This is a genomic window from Vibrio kanaloae, assembly GCF_024347535.1.
GTDB classification, from domain to species: Bacteria; Pseudomonadota; Gammaproteobacteria; order Enterobacterales; family Vibrionaceae; genus Vibrio; species Vibrio kanaloae.
The window spans coordinates 246,780-263,626 of record NZ_AP025498.1 but is presented as its reverse complement, the minus strand read 5'-3'; the positions used below and the strand labels follow the sequence as shown (position 1 = coordinate 263,626).

The following is a 16,847-nucleotide window of genomic DNA, read 5'->3' as shown; positions in this document are numbered from 1 at the left end:
GCATTTCGCTCTAATTGCAAATAGTTCTTAATATCACTCGATAGAATATGACCATTACCCACAAAGATTATCTGAAAATCGCTTTCCCTTTCATCATCTCAACGGTGACACAACCTCTGTTAGGTGCGGTGGATACCGCTGTGATCGGACAGCTTGGCATCGCTGAACTGATTGGTGGTGTGGCGATTGGCACCATTATTATGAACACCATGTATTGGTTGTTTGGTTTTTTCCGTGTCACTACCACGGGGCAAAGCGCGATGGCATTGGGTAAGGGAAACCGCTCTGATTTGGCGGGTAGCTTGATGCGTCCGTTTGTGCTGTCTGGTTTAGTGGGTTTGATCTTTATCTTGATACAACCACTCATCTGGCAAGGTGCAATGTGGGTGATCGAGCCTGAAGCCAATGTGGCCGAGCACGCGCATATCTACTTCAGTATTTTGATTTATGGTGCGCCTTTCGTGTTGCTTAACTACACCATTATTGGTTGGTTAATGGGGCAGGCGAAAGCCAAAGAAGTCCTTTACACACAAGTGTTTGGTAACGTGTTGAACATTGTTTTAGATGCGGTATTCGTGCTTTATTTCGACTTGGGTGTCGCCGGTGTGGCATACGCAAGTTTGATTGCACAAATCACCACCTTTGCGATTGGTATGACGCTGGTAATGAAGACCAGCAATATCTCGGTCTCTGAGTTCATGCAAGGCTCGAAGATGACCAAGAGAGACCTGTCGACAATCATCTCATCGAATACTGACCTGCTGTTACGCACGATCTGTATCTTAGTGTTCTTCAACATGATGGCCCGTACAGGCTCAAAGCTGGGGACTGATGTTCTGGCTGCTAACGCAATCTTGATGCAAGTGACCTTTATTGTCAGTTACATGTTTGATGGCATTGCTAACGCATCAAGTGTGTTCGCGGGCAAAGCTGTCGGCCAGAAAAAACCTTCAATGCTTGATCGTGTGTTAAGGCTCAATTTTCAATGGACGGCAGGTTTCATTGCTGCGTTAACGTTGTTGACCTTGATGTTTAAAGACATGATTGTTTTCTTGTTTACCGATATTCCAGCGCTGGTTGCCTTGTATCAAGAGATGGCTCCGTGGCTGATTGTATTCCCGCTGGTGGCAGGCTTTGGTTTAACGGTTTACGGCATCTTTACTGGAACAGGAACCACGCGTCCGGTTCGAGATTCTAGTATCGCTACTTTATTGGTGTTCTTGGCTGTTCAAGCGTTTGCGGTCGGAGCGTGGGGCAATCATGGGTTGTGGCTAGCGTTTACTCTGTTCTATCTTGGGCGTATCGCATTCCTGTATCCGTTCATCTCACAAGTTAAACAAAAGTGTTACCCAGTAGAAGATGCGTCAGCAGCGTGTCATTAATTCAGAACGACCATCGCCACTTCTAAGACTTTATGAAAGCGCTTTACTATTTATGCTCAATAAATTTAGTGAGCGCATTTTTTCTATCTAATGACTGATTAGAGCCGGTCAATAAAACAGCAAAAAATGCGATCTAGTTCAATGTTCGCTTTTCATCACCTCAGCCAAATGATAAAGTTGTTATGTTATAACATCTATTTTTGAGTATCTGCGTGAAAGCACCACTTTTGTCTGTTGACCGATTAACGATCAAAACCTCTTCGAAAACACTTTTTCAAGATATTCATTTCGATGTGTATCGAGGAGAATTGTTGGCGATCATGGGCCCTTCAGGGATTGGTAAGTCGATGCTTTCACGCGCGATCGCGGGTTTTATGCCAGAGACGGTTGAGGCTGAAGGTCATATTTCTCTATCTGGTGAAGCTGTGTGTGGTTTGCCGATGTTGCAAAGAACTGCAGCACAGCGCCCCGCAGTTATCTTCCAAGATGCGCTTCAAGCGTTAAACCCTCTGGTTTCCATTGAAGGCCAACTCTGCCTTGCCTTGACGGGGACTCGCACCAAGCTTAAATCAAAAGACAAAACTAAGCTCACCGAACTGTTGGTACAGTTAGGGTTCCCAAATCCAGAAACCATCTTGCCGTTGTATCCGAGCCAAATCTCTGGAGGACAACGTCAACGAGTGTGTATTGCGATTGGCTTGTTGAGTAATGCCGATATCATCATTGCAGATGAACCGACTAGCGCGTTAGATCCGGTGACAGAGCAAGAGATACTCAAGCTGATTCGCGACAATGTTAAGCAGCGACAAATCGGTGGCTTATTGATTACCCATGACCTGCACAGCGCCTTAGCGTGTGACAAGTTATTGGTGATCGATGATGGCGGTGTGGTGGCTTATGGTGCACCGAAACACGCGCTTGAATCAAGCTCTCATGCTTTCTGCTGTTCATTGAGAGACCTAATCGAATGAGCTTGACCTTATCACTAAATTCAGAAGTCTCACCATTAATGCCAGTGACTGATTCAGAAACACAAACACCGATAGAGATTAAGTTCGACAATGTGAGTGTTCACTACTACTCCGTACCAAGTTGGTTGGGTGGTAAAGCGTTCAAAGCGCTACAGAATATCGACCTCAATGTTGAAGATAAAAGCCTGGCCATTGTTGGGCGATCTGGTGCCGGTAAATCTACGCTGATTGAACTGCTGTTTGGTTTGAAAGCGCCGACTCTCGGTAGCATCAGCTTGTTTGGTCATTCGCTGCCTATTCGTAATAGCAAAGCGCAAGCTACGGTGTGTCGCTTGATCCAATTGGTGCCACAAGAGCCGCACACCAGCCTCAATCCTTACTACACCGTTCGACAGATCTTAGCTGAGCCGCTAGGTAACCTAGATGTTTCTGGCAATCAGGAAAGCATCATTGAAGAGACGCTGTTGGACGTTGGCTTACCTGCCAGTTTGCTCTTACTAAAACCTAATCAGCTTTCTACAGGTCAAGCTCAACGCGTGGCTATTGCTCGGGCTCTTGTCGTTAGACCCGCAGTGCTGGTGGCCGATGAACCTACTGCCAGCCTTGACCCGGTGAATCGCCAAAGGTTGTTGGACTTGATTAATTCATTGAAAAAGAAGCGTGATATGCGCCTTATTTTGGTGACACACGACCTAGGCGCAGCAAAAGCGTTTTGTGAAGAAGTTCTGGTTCTTGACCATGGCGAAATGGTGGAGTTTGGACCGACCGAACAAGTGATGGGTACACCTGCTCATCCTGCGACTCAGTTGTTGATCGAATCTCAGCCACTGTCGAAATCTACTTGTTAACACAACCTTATTTATTACGAAACACAGCTTACAGAGAAAAATAACTATGCGTTTTAATTCAATCAAACTGGCTTGCGCTCTAGCGCTGGCCTTGCCTTTGACGGGCTGTTTTGACTCTCAACCAGAGTCGAGCGATGCGGCGGTCAAATCTGAAATCCGAGTTGCGATGATGCAACCGCCAAGAACGGGCTTGTCACCACTTTCTGATGACGCGTTCAAACTATCACGTTGGAGCACGGCTGAAACGTTAGTGAACTTGAGCCCAACCTCAGAAGCACAACCTATGTTGGCGACTGATTGGAAACATCTTGATCCACTGACTTGGCAGTTCACGATTCGCCAAGGTGTTAAATTCCACGATGGCTCTACATTAACCGCAGAGTCTGTTGTGAACTCTCTGCAGAAAGCGCTGGAAGCGGCACCTAAGCCACGTATCCTAGATGGTGTCGATCTAGAAGTGAAAGCGATGGACAACTACCGCGTAGAGATCAAGACCAGCTTTGATGACCCTCTTTTACCAAGCCGTTTATCAAGCCCTCAATTAGCGATCCTAGCAGCCAGTGCTTACCAAGAAGATGGCCGCGTTAGCCCAATGAGTGCAGGTACTGGCCCGTTTGAGTTGACTGAAATTAACGGTACAACCAGCGCGAAGCTAAAACGTTTCGATGGCTACTGGGGTGAAAAAGCGCAAGTTGAATCTGTGATTGCAGAATACGTTCCTAACGGTTTTGCTCGTGCTGCAGCTCTAAGAACAGGCACGGCAGACATCGTTGAAGCAGTGCCCGTTTCACAAATCGCGACCATTGCTCCGAACCTACTTTATGAAGTGGCAATGCCTCGTACCAATACGCTTTACCTAAACAACGAGTCAGGCGTATTCAGCGATATTAACTTGCGTAAGGTAGCGGCTGCTGCGGTAGACCGTGAGCAGATCGTGAATACCGTTTATGAAAACCACGCGGATATCGCACAAGGTCTATTAGGTCCTGCACTTGCTTGGGCTGAACCAATTCGACCTGAAGGTCAGGCAGTCGACAAGACACTAAAAGCGAACGGAGAAAGCATTGTTATCGGTACCTTTACCGACCGTGCTGAGCTTCCAGAAGTGGCAGCGCTACTGAAACAACAACTTGAAGCGGCTGGTTTCAAAGTTGAGCTGGATATCCGTGAATACGCTCAGATCGAGAATGATGCGCTCTCAGGCAAGTTCGATGCGTTTATCCTTTCTCGTGCAACGGTTCTAGATTCGGGTGACCCAGTGGCTTACATGATGAGTGACTTTGGCTGTAAGGGTTCATTCAATCTTGGTCAATTCTGTTCTCAAGAAGTAGACCAAGCACTGACTCACGCTGATCTGCAACCACTAGGCGCACTGCGTCAGCAAGCGATCATCGAAGCTGAGCAAAAAATCCTTAACGACTTCGCTGCTATTCCACTGCTTCACGAACGTGTGATTCAAGGTGAAAGCGAGCGCGTGAGCAATGTGGTTCGTGACCCAAGTGAGCGTCGCTTGGTTGATCAAACGACACAAGTTAACCCGGCAACACAGGCTAACTAAATAAATGTTATCTGCTGAGACTCTGCGTCGAACTCTATTTATCTTGACGCCTTGGATATCAAGAATCGCCTCACTGATTGTGGTGGTGATTCTTGTTGGCTTGATGCCTGACATTGCAGGCATCGACCCAAGCCAATCTATTCTGAGGGCTAGAGCGGGGCAACAACACCTGCTTACGCCTGAAGCTTTAGCGGCGGTACGTGCTGATCTTCAGCTTGACCGTTCAGCCATTGAGCGCCTAATCGACTGGGTCGGAAGTGCTTTTTCAGGTGATCTAGGTAAATCATGGATTGATGGTTCCTCAGTTGCATTAGGTATTCAAAAGACAGCGTCGACGTCTCTGTTTCTGATGTCGAGCGCACTTGTGATGACTTTCGTACTGTGTGGTGCAGGCTTACTTGCTACCTTACGCAGTTGGAAGAAGGGCAAACTGGGGCAGAGTTACAGCAGTTTAAGCACCGTATTAATATCCTTGCCAGAGTACGTGGCGGCCTCGGTATTAATACTGGTGTTCTCAATCTGGTTGGGTTGGTTGCCACCGTATGGTTGGCAAGGCTGGCAAGATATCTGGCTACCGAGTTTAGCGCTCGCACTGCCTGCTAGTGGCCTATTTAGCCGCCTACTCAGAGACAGTTTACAACGCGTTTTAAATGAACCTTGGGTGATCACTTGGCTCAGTGCCAACGTTCACTCCAACCAAATTATTCGCTTTGCGATGAAAAGAGCGCTAAGCAGCCTGATCCCACAAATTGCAATGATCGTTATTGGCTTAACGGGCGGTGCGGTCGCGGTTGAGCTTATCTTCTCGATTCCGGGTATCGGACGCATGATTCTTGGTGCTGCTAAGGCGCAAGATTTACCAATGTTGCAAGGCGGCTTATTAGTATTGCTGCTGTTTTCGATTGCCGTGAGCAGCATGAGCTTGTTTGTTCAACAATTGATTCTGGGTCATAGCCTGAAAAGCGGGAAGCTCATCAGTAGCCACTCTTCGTTTCGTTTTACCCAGAGCCGAGCTAAACGTGTCACTGCTTTTACGATTTTCTCATTCCTAATTGCTATCGTAGTTTGGGCTGCATTTCGAGACCCATACACCAGTCAGTTTGCACGCTTAGCATCGCCGAGTTGGCAAGCACCTTTGGGAGCGGATGGCATTGGCCGAGACCTACTGGCGAGAATTGGTTCTGGTATGGTTGCGACCTTCCAAGCCGGTATTTTAGCAACGTTCTTGAGTTTGGTGACAGGCATCATCATGGGTTTCAACACCCGCTTTAGCCAAGGCCTTATCGAGATCACTAAGGGCATTCCTTACATTATTGCAGGCCTGTTGGTTGCGGGCTTAACGGGGATGAATCCGAGCAGTGCATTAATCGCGATTGTATTGGTATCTTGGGCGCCATTAGCGGCGCACTGCTCAAGCTTAATCGTGGAAGCAAAGGCTCAACCTTATACGCATCTCGCGCCATTGTGGGGTACCAGCAAGCTTCGAATATTCCGTTTCTACTTGCTTCCTTATGTATTGCCACCTTTGCTGAGACACGCGATGTTGAGGCTGCCAGTAATCACATTGAGCCTGACCTCGCTAAGCTTCATCGGTTTAGGTGCGAAACCGCCTGCACCGGAATGGGGTTTGATGATTGCAGAAAACTTGCCCTACATTGAACGCGCGCCATTGGCAGTCATGGGACCAATTGTTGGGTTGATTCTGTTAGGCGCGGCTATCAACATGATGTTTGATGATTAACGAAAAAGTGCAGGTTGCTTAAGTCCTTGATTGGGTGTTCGATAGAGTGTTCGATTTGGCATTTATGTTGTAACCTTAAGCCTGTTTTTTTGAATTGGCTTTCGGATCGGTTGTCGATCGGTTTTCAGCTTAGTTAAGTGTTCAGCGTTAAGGATTCAACATGTATCTCGTTTTGTATTGCCACAATATTGGTATGACTGACTTTTCTTTCTTTGAGACGGAAGATTTCGATAAAGAAGAGGGCTATATCGTGCGAGGTAAGTGGCCGAACGAGAAAGCGTTTCGTGATTACTTAACCAAAGAGTTTGGTGACATGAGCGAATTTCAAGTGATCGACTTAATCGCCAAAGGTGCAGAAGCAGAACACTACTCGCCAGAAGAGTTGATGCGCTTAGCTCTCTAACTGTTAGCTCAGTAGCACGTTTGAAATCGAATAAACAAATGGCAGCCTGATTGGGCTGCCATTTTTCGTTTTAAGCTAGAGCACGTCGCTCGCAGTATGAATGGGGCTATTGCGCCACTTCGTCAACCAAGTACAAGATTGATTGATACGGAATGCCACTGTGATGTGACAAACCGATCTCACAGGTTCGGCTGTTGCTGAATCCACGAGTGCAGTTGCTCGGCACTTGTTCTTTGAGTGGATGTACTGCCGCCTCATTTAGCTCTGGTGTGGTAAAGCCTTTATCACCTGCCCAACCACAGCATTGAATATGTTCAGGAACGATGACCTCTTCGGTACAGGCTTTAGCAAGGCTCAACATCGCGCCTTCCAAACCCATTCGACGAGAGCTACAAGTTACATGCAGCATCACGGTTTCTTGCAACGGCTCAAGTGTCAGGTGCTCAAGCAGGTATTGGTTCACAAACCCTGTCGGCTCTAGTACTTCTAATGGCTTGGTGAATTGCTCAATACTGCGTTTAGCACATGGGCTGGTATCCATTAATACTGGGTATTCACCCTGACGACTCGCTTGCCACAACACTTCTTCGAGCTGTTGAGCTTTAGATTGGGCTAAATCGGTCATCCCTTTGCTGTCGTAAGGCATGCCACAACATTGGTCGTCTAGCTTCTTCGGAAGAATCACCTCAAATCCGGCTTTGTTAAGCAAAGACATGGTCACTTCCGTTAGAGGACGTTGGTCGCCCGCATCGCTTTGTTGTCCCATGGTGCGACTTGCACAGGAAGGGAGGTAAACCACCTTCTTATGATTGCTTGAGGATTCTGCCGTCACTGGGGATGAGACTAGCGAGTGGCTATTGGATTGCGGCATCTCTGGCATCCAAACCGGTGTCGCGCCTTTAGTCATCGAGCGCAAGCCATTGGTTAGCTTACCGACGGTATTTGCGCCTAACACTTTGCTCGCCACTTGGTTGGTTTTGAGGCCAGCCTTAGTCAGCTTGGTGGTGGTCGAGAAGTGATCCGCTGTCCACTTAGCGATTGGCGTAAATTTCTCATACTTGGCAATACGAAGCTTCTTAATCAAATCACCGGTGTTGATTCCCACTGGGCAACGCTCGGCACACAGGCCGGTTGCGGCGCAGGTATCAATGCCTTGATATTCAAAGGTTTTTTCTAGTTCGCTTGCTTCTATCTCTTCACCTTCAGCACGGCGGCGTTGTAACTCGCGGTACAGCACGATACGTTGGCGAGGCGATAGGGTTAAGGTACGAGACGGACAAACAGGCTCACAGAAGCCACACTCAATACAGCGGTCGACAAGGTCATCTGCCGCAGGCATTGGCTTCAAATTGGTGATGTGTGAATTCGGGTTGTCGTTGATGATAACGCCGGGGTTGAGCAGCCTTTCTGGATCGAACAGTGCTTTGATCTGTTGCATCAAGGCGTAGCCGTCTTTGCCCCATTCCAATTCCACATAAGGCGCCATGTTGCGGCCAGTGCCGTGTTCCGCTTTCAAAGAACCTTGGTATTTCACAGCGACTAGCTCGGCAACGTCATCCATGAATCCGCCGTAACGGTCGATCTCTTCTTGGCTATCAAAGCCTTGAGTAAACACAAAATGCAGGTTGCCTTCGAGGGCATGGCCGAAAATGATCGCTTCGCTGTAGTCGTATTTGTCGAACAACTCTTGCAGCTCTCGAATACCAGTAGCGAGGTTTTCGACAGGGAAAGCCACATCTTCAATGATAACGGTCGTACCGACTTCACGAACCGCGCCAACGGCAGGGAACATGCCTTTTCGAATGCCCCATAGGGTTGTGACTGTCTTTGGATCGGAAGTGAAAGGGACAGATTCAACAATCGTGTAATCAGCTAATGCATCCAAAATTGATTTACATTGTAAATCTAAGTCCGGCTGGGAGCTGGCGTGTGATTCAACCAAAATAGCCGCAGCTTCTAAGTTTAGGCTCGACATAAAGGCAGGCATACCCGGCTTATCCGCGACTGAACGTAGTGCTCTGCCATCCATCAATTCCACCGCAGCAACCGGCGTTTTTGATAGTGTAGTAACGGCTTTACTTGCTTGTTCTATGTCGGCAAACACCAACAGAGCCGAAGCTTTGTTTGGGTGTTCGATAACCGTGTTGTAGGTGATCTCTGCGATGAAGCCTAGCGTGCCTTCAGAGCCAATCATCAAGTGTTTGATGATCTCAATTGGATCGTGGTAATCGACCAAGGCATTGAGTGCATAGCCTGTAGTGTTTTTAAGGCGGTATTTATGGCGGATTCTGTCTGCCAGTTCTTGATTCGAGCTAGTCTGTCTGTGTAAATCAACAATGCCTTCAAATAGCGCTTTGTGTGATTGCTTGAACGCCTCGACGCTAGCACTGTCTGCGGTATCAAGTAGGGAACCATCACTCAATACGATTTTCATGCTCTCGACGGTGCGATAAGAGTTTTGCGCAGTACCACAACACATGCCACTGGCGTTATTCGCCGCTATACCACCGATTTTACAAGTATTGATTGAAGCTGGATCTGGGCCGATTTTACGTTGGAAAGGGGCAAGGTATTTGTTGGCATCTGCGCCAATCACACCGGGCTGAAGAATGATCTGATTGCCGTTGTCTACGATTTCGTGGCCGCGCCAGTCGTCGGTCAGTGTGATGAGTACAGAGTCTGAAACGGCTTGTCCTGAAAGACTGGTGCCTGCTGCACGGAAAGTAAAATGGATACCGTGTTCACGACAGCTTTGAATGGTGAATATCACTTCGTCTAAGTTCTTAAGCCTTAGAACCATTTTCGGCACCAAGCGATAAAAACTCGCATCGGTGCCGTAAGCCAATCGCTTTGCCTCTTGAGTGACAATGCGTTCTGTTTCTATTTTTTGAGCCAGTATCGATTCAAGCTGCTGATAAGCTTGTGCGTCTACTACTCGCTCATGGGATGTGTTTGTCTCCATCTTTGCTTCCTTGTGCTTCTTATTTGGCACTGGTCAGGGCGTGTTGACCTTTCGTGGTTAAATTTTGTTCGAGATAAAAGCGTTTTAATCGCGGCGAGGGGGAAGTAGCCTAGCACTCTAAGCAAATCCCCCTCAACAAAGAGTAAAACGCTTTTAGCCGAACCCTTCGGGCAGCGTTTGCTGGCCATTTCTACTACGTTATCGGCTTCTCATGTAGGCTAGCTACACATCGACGCCTCTGCCTTGTATAAATACCCAGCAACTCGCTGCAAAAATCAGCTCGAAAGGTCAACACGCCCTAGTTTTTTATTTTATTTTCCAGTGCTTAAACGGTGTCACAACGGCAGTGTAATTGCTGTGACACCGATTGAACTTCAGTCGAAGTAGACCAAAGCATTAGTCCGAATCCGAACCTAAGTCGTTGAGGTTTAATCTAGCCCCACCAGAGAATCACGGGTTAAGTCTTTGATTGTCTTGGCGCCAGTTAGAGTCATCGCAACGCGCATCTCTTTGTCGTAAAGGTCGAGTAGGTTCTCAACACCTGCTTGTCCTTGCGCTGCTAACGCGTAGACGAAAGAGCGACCAAGCAAGGTGCAGTCTGCGCCCATCGCCATCATACGAACCACATCTAAGCCAGTACGAATGCCAGAGTCGACCAGAATCTTAGTGTCCCCTTTTACTGCATCTGCAATTGCAGGCAAGGCTTTGGCACTCGATAGAACACCATCAAGCTGACGACCACCGTGGTTTGAAACCACAATGCCGTCTGCGCCAAATCTCACGGCATCTTTTGCATCTTCTTCATCAAGAATGCCTTTAATGACCATTGGGCCATCCCAGAAATCACGGATCCACTCTAGGTCTTTCCATGAAATCGACGGGTCGAAGTTGTCACCCAACCAACCGATGTAGTCTTCAAGTTTGGTTGGAGAACCGCGGTAAGTAGAGATATTGCCAAGATCGTGTGGTTTACCCAACAAACCAACATCAACAGCCCAACTAGGATGACGCATCGATTGAAATACACGACGCATCGCTGCATTTGGGCCGCTCATTCCTGAGTGCATGTCACGGTAGCGAGCACCCGGTACGGGCATATCAACCGTGAAGACTAGTGTGGTTACGCCTGCTGCTTTTGCGCGTTCAAGAACGTTCTTCATGAAGCCACGGTCTTTTAGCACGTAAAGTTGAAACCACATTGGGCGTTCAATCTTAGGTGCCACTTCTTCAATCGGGCACACCGACACGGTCGACATCGTAAAAGGAATGCCTTTGTTATCGGCGGCTTTTGCTGCTTGTACTTCACCACGTCGTGCGTACATGCCCGTTAGGCCAACCGGCGCTAAGGCAATCGGCATCGCTAGCTTTTCACCAAACAACTCGGTTTCTAAATTTAGTTCCGACATGTCATTGAGGACACGCTGCTTGAGCGCAATCTCAGCAAGGTCAGCCGTGTTACGGCGTAGGGTATGCTCTCCGTAAGAGCCGCCATCAATGTAGTGGAAAAGAAACGGAGGCAGTTTCGCTTTTGCTGCGGCGCGGTAATCAGTCGATGCGGATATGATCATAATTTCAGTCCTAAATTCTTGGGATGTTGCCCTTCTATGAGAGCTTAGCTTGGGCTGCATGTTTTCTTTATAAAATGGCGTTAATACCCGAAGGGTTGATGTGTTCTAGTGTCCATTCCGAAACTCATCAACTGTCTTATGAGACGGTGTTGCAGTCGGGGGAATTGGGTACTAACGCCAAGTGCTCTAGTAACGACTTATGGTTTACATAAGCACGTCTGTCATTTTGAATCCGTAGATAACTACGAGGCCGATGATTCCACTCATTACTAAGTAGTAGAACGTTGGGATAATTGTTTTACGCAGTGTTGCACCTTCACGCCCTAGTAGACCAACCGTTGCCGATGCGGCGACCACGTTGTGAATCGCAATCATGTTACCGGCGGCGGCACCCACGGCTTGCAGGGAGACAACTACAACGCTAGATATATTCAGAGTTTGCGCGACTTCGAACTGAAATTGGCTGAACATCATGTTCGATACTGTGTTCGAACCTGCAATGAATGCACCTAAAGCACCAACTGTTGCACTCAGCGCGGGGAATGCTCCGCCCACTAAGTCAGCCGCGAAATTCGCAGTGGTTACTGGCATACTTGCCAAATCAGCACCGTTCACGCCAGAGTTAATGAAGATACGTACCATCGGGATAGTGAACACCAACACAAAACCAGCGCCTATCAGAGTTTTACTTGATTCACCAAAGGCTTTTACTAAAGGTGTTGCGCTGCGTGACTGTATTAGAACCGCAACCAGTGCGACGAAGACCAAGATACCGCCAGGTAGATACAGAGGTTGAATCGCTGTACTTACGCCGGTTTCGCCAAGGATGTTACTGAAAGAAAGGCTAACGCTCTTAAGCAGGCCTTTGAACTCAGGGCTCACACGGCTAGCAACCAGAGTGACAGCGAGCAGCACGTAAGGTGCCCATGCCATCGCCATGCTCATTTTTTTATGATCTTGCTTATTGTTTGAATGAGTGTCGTCTAAATCGACCTTCAAAGAACCTAGCCATTCAGCTGGCCATTTGTCTTCGCTTTCGAAATCCCACTTTGACTTTGGAACAAGGAAGCCACGTTTTGCTGCCGTTACTACAACCGCAAGGCCAACCAAACCACCAATTAGTGATGGGAACTCAGCACCTAGGAAGACACCAGTGAGTGCGTAAGGAATGGTGAAAGCAGCCCCTGCGAACAGTGCGAACGGCAGGATATCTAAACCTTCAGTCCAACTTTTGTTCTTGCCGAAGAAACGGGTCAGCATCATCGCCATCAATACAGGAATCATCACACCAACGCAGGCGTGGATGATCGCCACACTTGATGTGATCTGTTGTAGGTAAGCATCCCATGTTGAACCATTGGCAATCAGGCTTTCACCGATGTTGTGCGTATCCAAACCTTTGTTCACACCAACGATGATAGGTGTACCAACCGCGCCGAACGATACCGGTGTAGATTGGATCATCATACCCATCAATACCGCAGCCAGCGCTGGGAAGCCGATAGCAACCAATAGTGGTGCAGCGATGGCAGCCGGTGTGCCGAAGCCAGATGCGCCCTCAATGAATGAACCAAAACACCAAGCAATGATGATTGCCTGAACACGACGGTCTGCTGATATGTCAGTAAATCCGTTGCGAATGGTGGTGATAGCTCCGGTGTGTTTCAAAGTGTTTAATAAGAAGATAGCGCCAAACACAATCCAGAGAACCGACACCGTAATGCCGAAGCCTTGGAATACGGAAGCCAGCACGCGAGTGCCAGACATATCCCAACTTAATAAGGCGATAGCAACGGTCAATGCAAATGCCACTGGCATCGCTTTTTTCGCAGGCCAATTCAGGCCAACCAGCAGAATAGCTGCAACAACTATTGGTGAAAAGGCCAATAGAGCCAGTAGAGTTTCACTCATGGGTACTTCCTCGTACTTGTTTTTCAAACGTTCATGTTTGAAGTGAATAACACGTCATTAGTTTTGTAGGTGTAATTTGAACCCTGTAGATTCAATTGTTGTAATTAGAGTGTCTTTATTTTTAATCGATCTGATTGCAAAAGCTGTTTTTGTAATTGTTTTGTTAATTTGGCGTGAATCTACCCCTTTATTTTTTATTGATATAGGGAAATAATGAAAATAATTAATTCCAAAATTGGCATAATCAGATGCGAGCAGATGATTTGATCCTGTTTTCACAGGTAGTGGAGCTGGGTAGCTTTAGTAAGGTGGCAGAGCAAAATAACCTTACAAATTCGGTAGTTAGTAAGAGAATTGCGCGTTTGGAAGAAGAGATTGGCGTGCAATTGTTATATCGAACAACACGTAAATTAACGCTTACCGAGGCGGGTAAGGCGATGCTACATAGCGCCAAAAATGTGAAGCAGGCGGCTCAAGAGGCTATGGATGCTGTTTCAGGCTTTGGTGAAAATGTCAGTGGCCACATCAAAATGTCAGTGCCTACTATCTCCGGAGATTTGATTCTCGCAGACGCTGTTGCTGAATTTTGTAATATGCACCCAGGTTTAACTGTCGACATGTCTCTTAATAATCGATTTGTTGATTTGGTCGAGGATGGCCTCGACTTGGTGATTCGAACCGGTTATTTGGAAGATTCCAGCCTCATTGCACGTCATATATTGGATTCACAATGGGTGGTGTGTGCTTCCCCATCTTATATAGCAAAAAACGGTAAGCCTATGCTGCCCAAAGAGTTAGTTGAGCACAATTGCTTGCAGTACGCTTACCAAACAACGGGTGCCAGTGAATGGCAATTTTTGCATAGTAAAGACGGTTTCACCGATAACGATAAGTACATCGTGCGTGTCTCGGGCTCTTTCTCGACAGACAACGCGACCGCTTTACGCAAAGCAGCCTTGGGTGGTCACGGTATCGCGTATGTACCGCGTTGTTTGGTGTATCACGATATTCGCAACGGCCAGCTGGTGGATATCTTCCCTGACTTAGTCGGTAAAAAGCTGGGTATTTATGCGGTGTACCCATTTACTCGCCAGCCGCCAAACAAGATTAAGTTATTGATTGAACACATCAGAACTCGCTACCTGACGATTTCACACTATTTTTAAGCTATGAGTTTGAAGCTTAGGTTTCCAAAGTTACAGCTTCCAAACAACGTTATAGCGTTACCATCACTTTAAATAAGGATCACGATGAGCTATTTAAAAGAGTATCAATATCCAATTACCAACAAACAGATCGTCAGCGATGACTATTTCGGTCAGATCATTGAAGATCCTTATCGCTGGTTAGAAGACGACAGAAGTGACGAAACTGCGCAGTGGGTGGCGAGCCAAAATGAGGTCACGTTCGATTACCTTGCTCAAATCCCGTATCGAGATGAGTTGCGAGAGCGACTGGCGAAAGCGCAAGACTACAAAAAGAGCTCGCAGCCGTTTGTGCGAGGTGATTACACCTATGTCTATAAGAATGATGGCTTGCAAAATCACAGTATTCTTTATCGTCAGAAAGAAGGACAACAAGAAGAGGTTTTCTTAGATCCGAATACCTTTTCGGAAGATGGCACCACATCACTGGGTTCGGTGTCGTTTTCTAAAGACTACAGCTTGGTGGCGTACAGCATTTCTGAGGGCGGTAGCGATTGGCGTAAGATCTTTGTTATTGATACCGAGACTAAACAGCAGCTTGAAGCCGAAATCACCGATGCGAAGTTTACCGGTATTTCTTGGTTGGGGAACCGCGGCTTTTATTACTCTAGCTACGACAAGCCCGACGGCAGCCAGCTTTCTGCACGTACCGAACAGCATAAACTTTACTTCCATGAGTTGGGTACAGAGCAAGCTAGCGACAAAGTGATTTTTGGTGAGAATAACGGCGAGCAGCACCGCTATGTGTCAGGCTACACCACCGAAGATGACCGTTACTTAGTCATTCTAGGGCGAGAGTCGACGTCGGGTAACAGACTGTTCTATATAGATTTGAATTCACCAGAACAATCGCTGAACACGCTGATTGATCATGTGGATAGCGATACGTACCTCATCGATAACCAAGATGAGACCTTCATTCTATATACGAATCTTGATGCGGCTAATGGCAAGGTGGTGAGCTTTGATACTCACGATGGGAAATGGCTCGAAATCATCCCTGAAAAGCCACAGCCATTGGATATCAGCACCGGCGGTGGCTACTTGTTTGCCCACTACATGGTGGATGTGGTGTCTAAGATTGAGCAGTTGGATTACCAAGGTAACCTAGTTCGTGAAATTCATTTGCCTGGGCTGGGAACGGCCAGTGGCTTAGGTGGTAAAAAAGAGCAAACTCAGCTTTATTACACCTTTACCAACTATGTAACGCCGCCAACGATTTTCTCTTTTGATGTTGAATCTGGGAGCTCTGAAATCTACCAACGCTCTGAGTCTCCGTTTGAGTCGGATCAATTTGAGTCTGAACAGGTCTTCTATACCTCAAAGGATGGAACGCAGGTTCCGATGCTTATCTCTTATAAGAAGGGCTTAAAACTAGACGGTAACAACCCAACTATTTTGTACGCCTATGGCGGCTTCAACGTTAGCCTAACGCCTTCTTTCTCGGGCACGGTTGGCAGTTGGTTGGAACTAGGTGGTGTGTATGCGGTGCCTAATTTACGTGGCGGTGGCGAGTATGGAAAGGCGTGGCACAAAGCGGGTACTCAGCAGCAAAAGCAGAATGTGTTTGACGACTTCATTGCGGCTGCGGAGTTCTTAATCGCAGAAAATTACACCAGCAGCAACAAGTTAGCGATTCGCGGCGGTTCTAACGGTGGTTTGCTGGTGGGTGCTTGTATGACACAAAGGCCTGAGCTTTTCCAAGTGGCTCTGCCTGCTGTCGGGGTGCTAGATATGCTGCGTTACCACACATTCACGTCAGGTGAAGGCTGGGCGTACGACTACGGTACATCAGCGCAAAACAGAGAGATGTTCGAATATCTGCTTGGCTATTCTCCGGTTCATAATGTGGTGCGCGGCACGGATTACCCTGCGACATTGGTTACTACAGCTGATCACGATGATCGCGTGGTACCGGCTCACTCTTATAAGTTCATCGCAGAGCTACAAGACAAGCATGAAGGTGGCTCACCTGTGATGATTCGTATCGATGTTAATGCGGGTCACGGTGCCGGAATGCCGCTGAGCAAAGCGATCGATCTCACGGCTGATATCTACGCGTTTACCCTGTTCAATATGGGAGTTGAATTGTGAGAGGGCAATTTGTCTACTTCTAATAAGATGTGATCATTTACGGTAAGTATTGATCGGTTTTTCACCATATCAAATAATACGGGGCAGGTAAGCTAAAACACTTCTGCCCCATTATTTGGTAGGCCTTTCACTCATTCATATCCTGCTCACAGACTTTTTCCATACTAAATCTAATACGATGAAATAGGGTAGGATCATGCTCAA

11 protein-coding genes are annotated in these 16,847 nt (G+C 47.4%); 8 read left to right on the top strand and 3 right to left on the bottom strand.

The features are described 5' to 3' along the window. Nucleotides 1-47: 47 nt before the first annotated feature. From OCV24_RS15465 to OCV24_RS15440, 6 genes are all read left to right on the top strand, one after another. Nucleotides 48-1,382 (top strand): MATE family efflux transporter, encoded by a 1,335-nt coding sequence (locus OCV24_RS15465; protein ID WP_150877645.1) that lies wholly within the window; start codon nucleotides 48-50, stop codon nucleotides 1,380-1,382. Between the two features lie 212 nt (nucleotides 1,383-1,594). Beyond that, nucleotides 1,595-2,353 carry an ATP-binding cassette domain-containing protein gene (locus OCV24_RS15460; RefSeq protein ID WP_136980604.1) on the top strand — a complete coding sequence of 253 codons (759 nt, stop codon included), beginning with the start codon at nucleotides 1,595-1,597 and terminating at the stop codon, nucleotides 2,351-2,353. Continuing rightward, a complete protein-coding gene (locus OCV24_RS15455) occupies nucleotides 2,350-3,201 on the top strand; it encodes an ABC transporter ATP-binding protein (protein ID WP_150877647.1) in 852 nt (283 codons plus the stop codon). Before OCV24_RS15460 ends, OCV24_RS15455 begins: the two co-directional genes overlap by 4 nt. 46 nt (nucleotides 3,202-3,247) lie before the next feature. Continuing rightward, entirely contained in the window at nucleotides 3,248-4,759 is a 1,512-nt protein-coding gene (locus OCV24_RS15450) for an ABC transporter substrate-binding protein (protein ID WP_150877648.1), read from the top strand. A gap of 4 nt (nucleotides 4,760-4,763) precedes the next feature. Next, entirely contained in the window at nucleotides 4,764-6,500 is a 1,737-nt protein-coding gene (locus OCV24_RS15445) for an ABC transporter permease subunit (RefSeq protein WP_150877649.1), read from the top strand. A 160-nt stretch (nucleotides 6,501-6,660) separates the two neighbouring features. Continuing rightward, nucleotides 6,661-6,903: a hypothetical protein gene (locus OCV24_RS15440; RefSeq protein WP_012601190.1), complete on the top strand. Its 243-nt coding sequence runs from the start codon at nucleotides 6,661-6,663 to the stop codon at nucleotides 6,901-6,903. Between the two features lie 106 nt (nucleotides 6,904-7,009). On the opposite strand, the gene OCV24_RS15435 is transcribed toward OCV24_RS15440, so the two are convergent. From OCV24_RS15435 to OCV24_RS15425, 3 genes are all read right to left on the bottom strand, one after another. Then, entirely contained in the window at nucleotides 7,010-9,865 is a 2,856-nt protein-coding gene (locus tag OCV24_RS15435) for an FAD-binding and (Fe-S)-binding domain-containing protein (protein ID WP_150877650.1), read from the bottom strand. 428 nt (nucleotides 9,866-10,293) lie between these two features. Then, nucleotides 10,294-11,433, bottom strand: a complete 1,140-nt coding sequence (gene lldD / locus OCV24_RS15430; protein WP_017054952.1) for an FMN-dependent L-lactate dehydrogenase LldD — start codon at nucleotides 11,431-11,433, stop codon at nucleotides 10,294-10,296. 204 nt (nucleotides 11,434-11,637) lie between these two features. Beyond that, on the bottom strand, nucleotides 11,638-13,344 hold the full coding sequence (locus OCV24_RS15425) for an L-lactate permease (RefSeq protein ID WP_136980601.1): 1,707 nt from the start codon (nucleotides 13,342-13,344) through the stop codon (nucleotides 11,638-11,640). A 248-nt stretch (nucleotides 13,345-13,592) separates the two neighbouring features. On the opposite strand from OCV24_RS15425, the gene OCV24_RS15420 reads away from it, so the two are divergent. Continuing rightward, nucleotides 13,593-14,510 (top strand): LysR family transcriptional regulator, encoded by a 918-nt coding sequence (locus OCV24_RS15420; RefSeq protein ID WP_017054950.1) that lies wholly within the window; start codon nucleotides 13,593-13,595, stop codon nucleotides 14,508-14,510. An 84-nt stretch (nucleotides 14,511-14,594) separates the two neighbouring features. Then, the gene (locus tag OCV24_RS15415) at nucleotides 14,595-16,643 is read left to right on the top strand and encodes a prolyl oligopeptidase family serine peptidase (RefSeq protein WP_150877651.1); all 2,049 of its coding nucleotides are present in this window, start codon (nucleotides 14,595-14,597) and stop codon (nucleotides 16,641-16,643) included. Nucleotides 16,644-16,847: the final 204 nt, after the last annotated feature.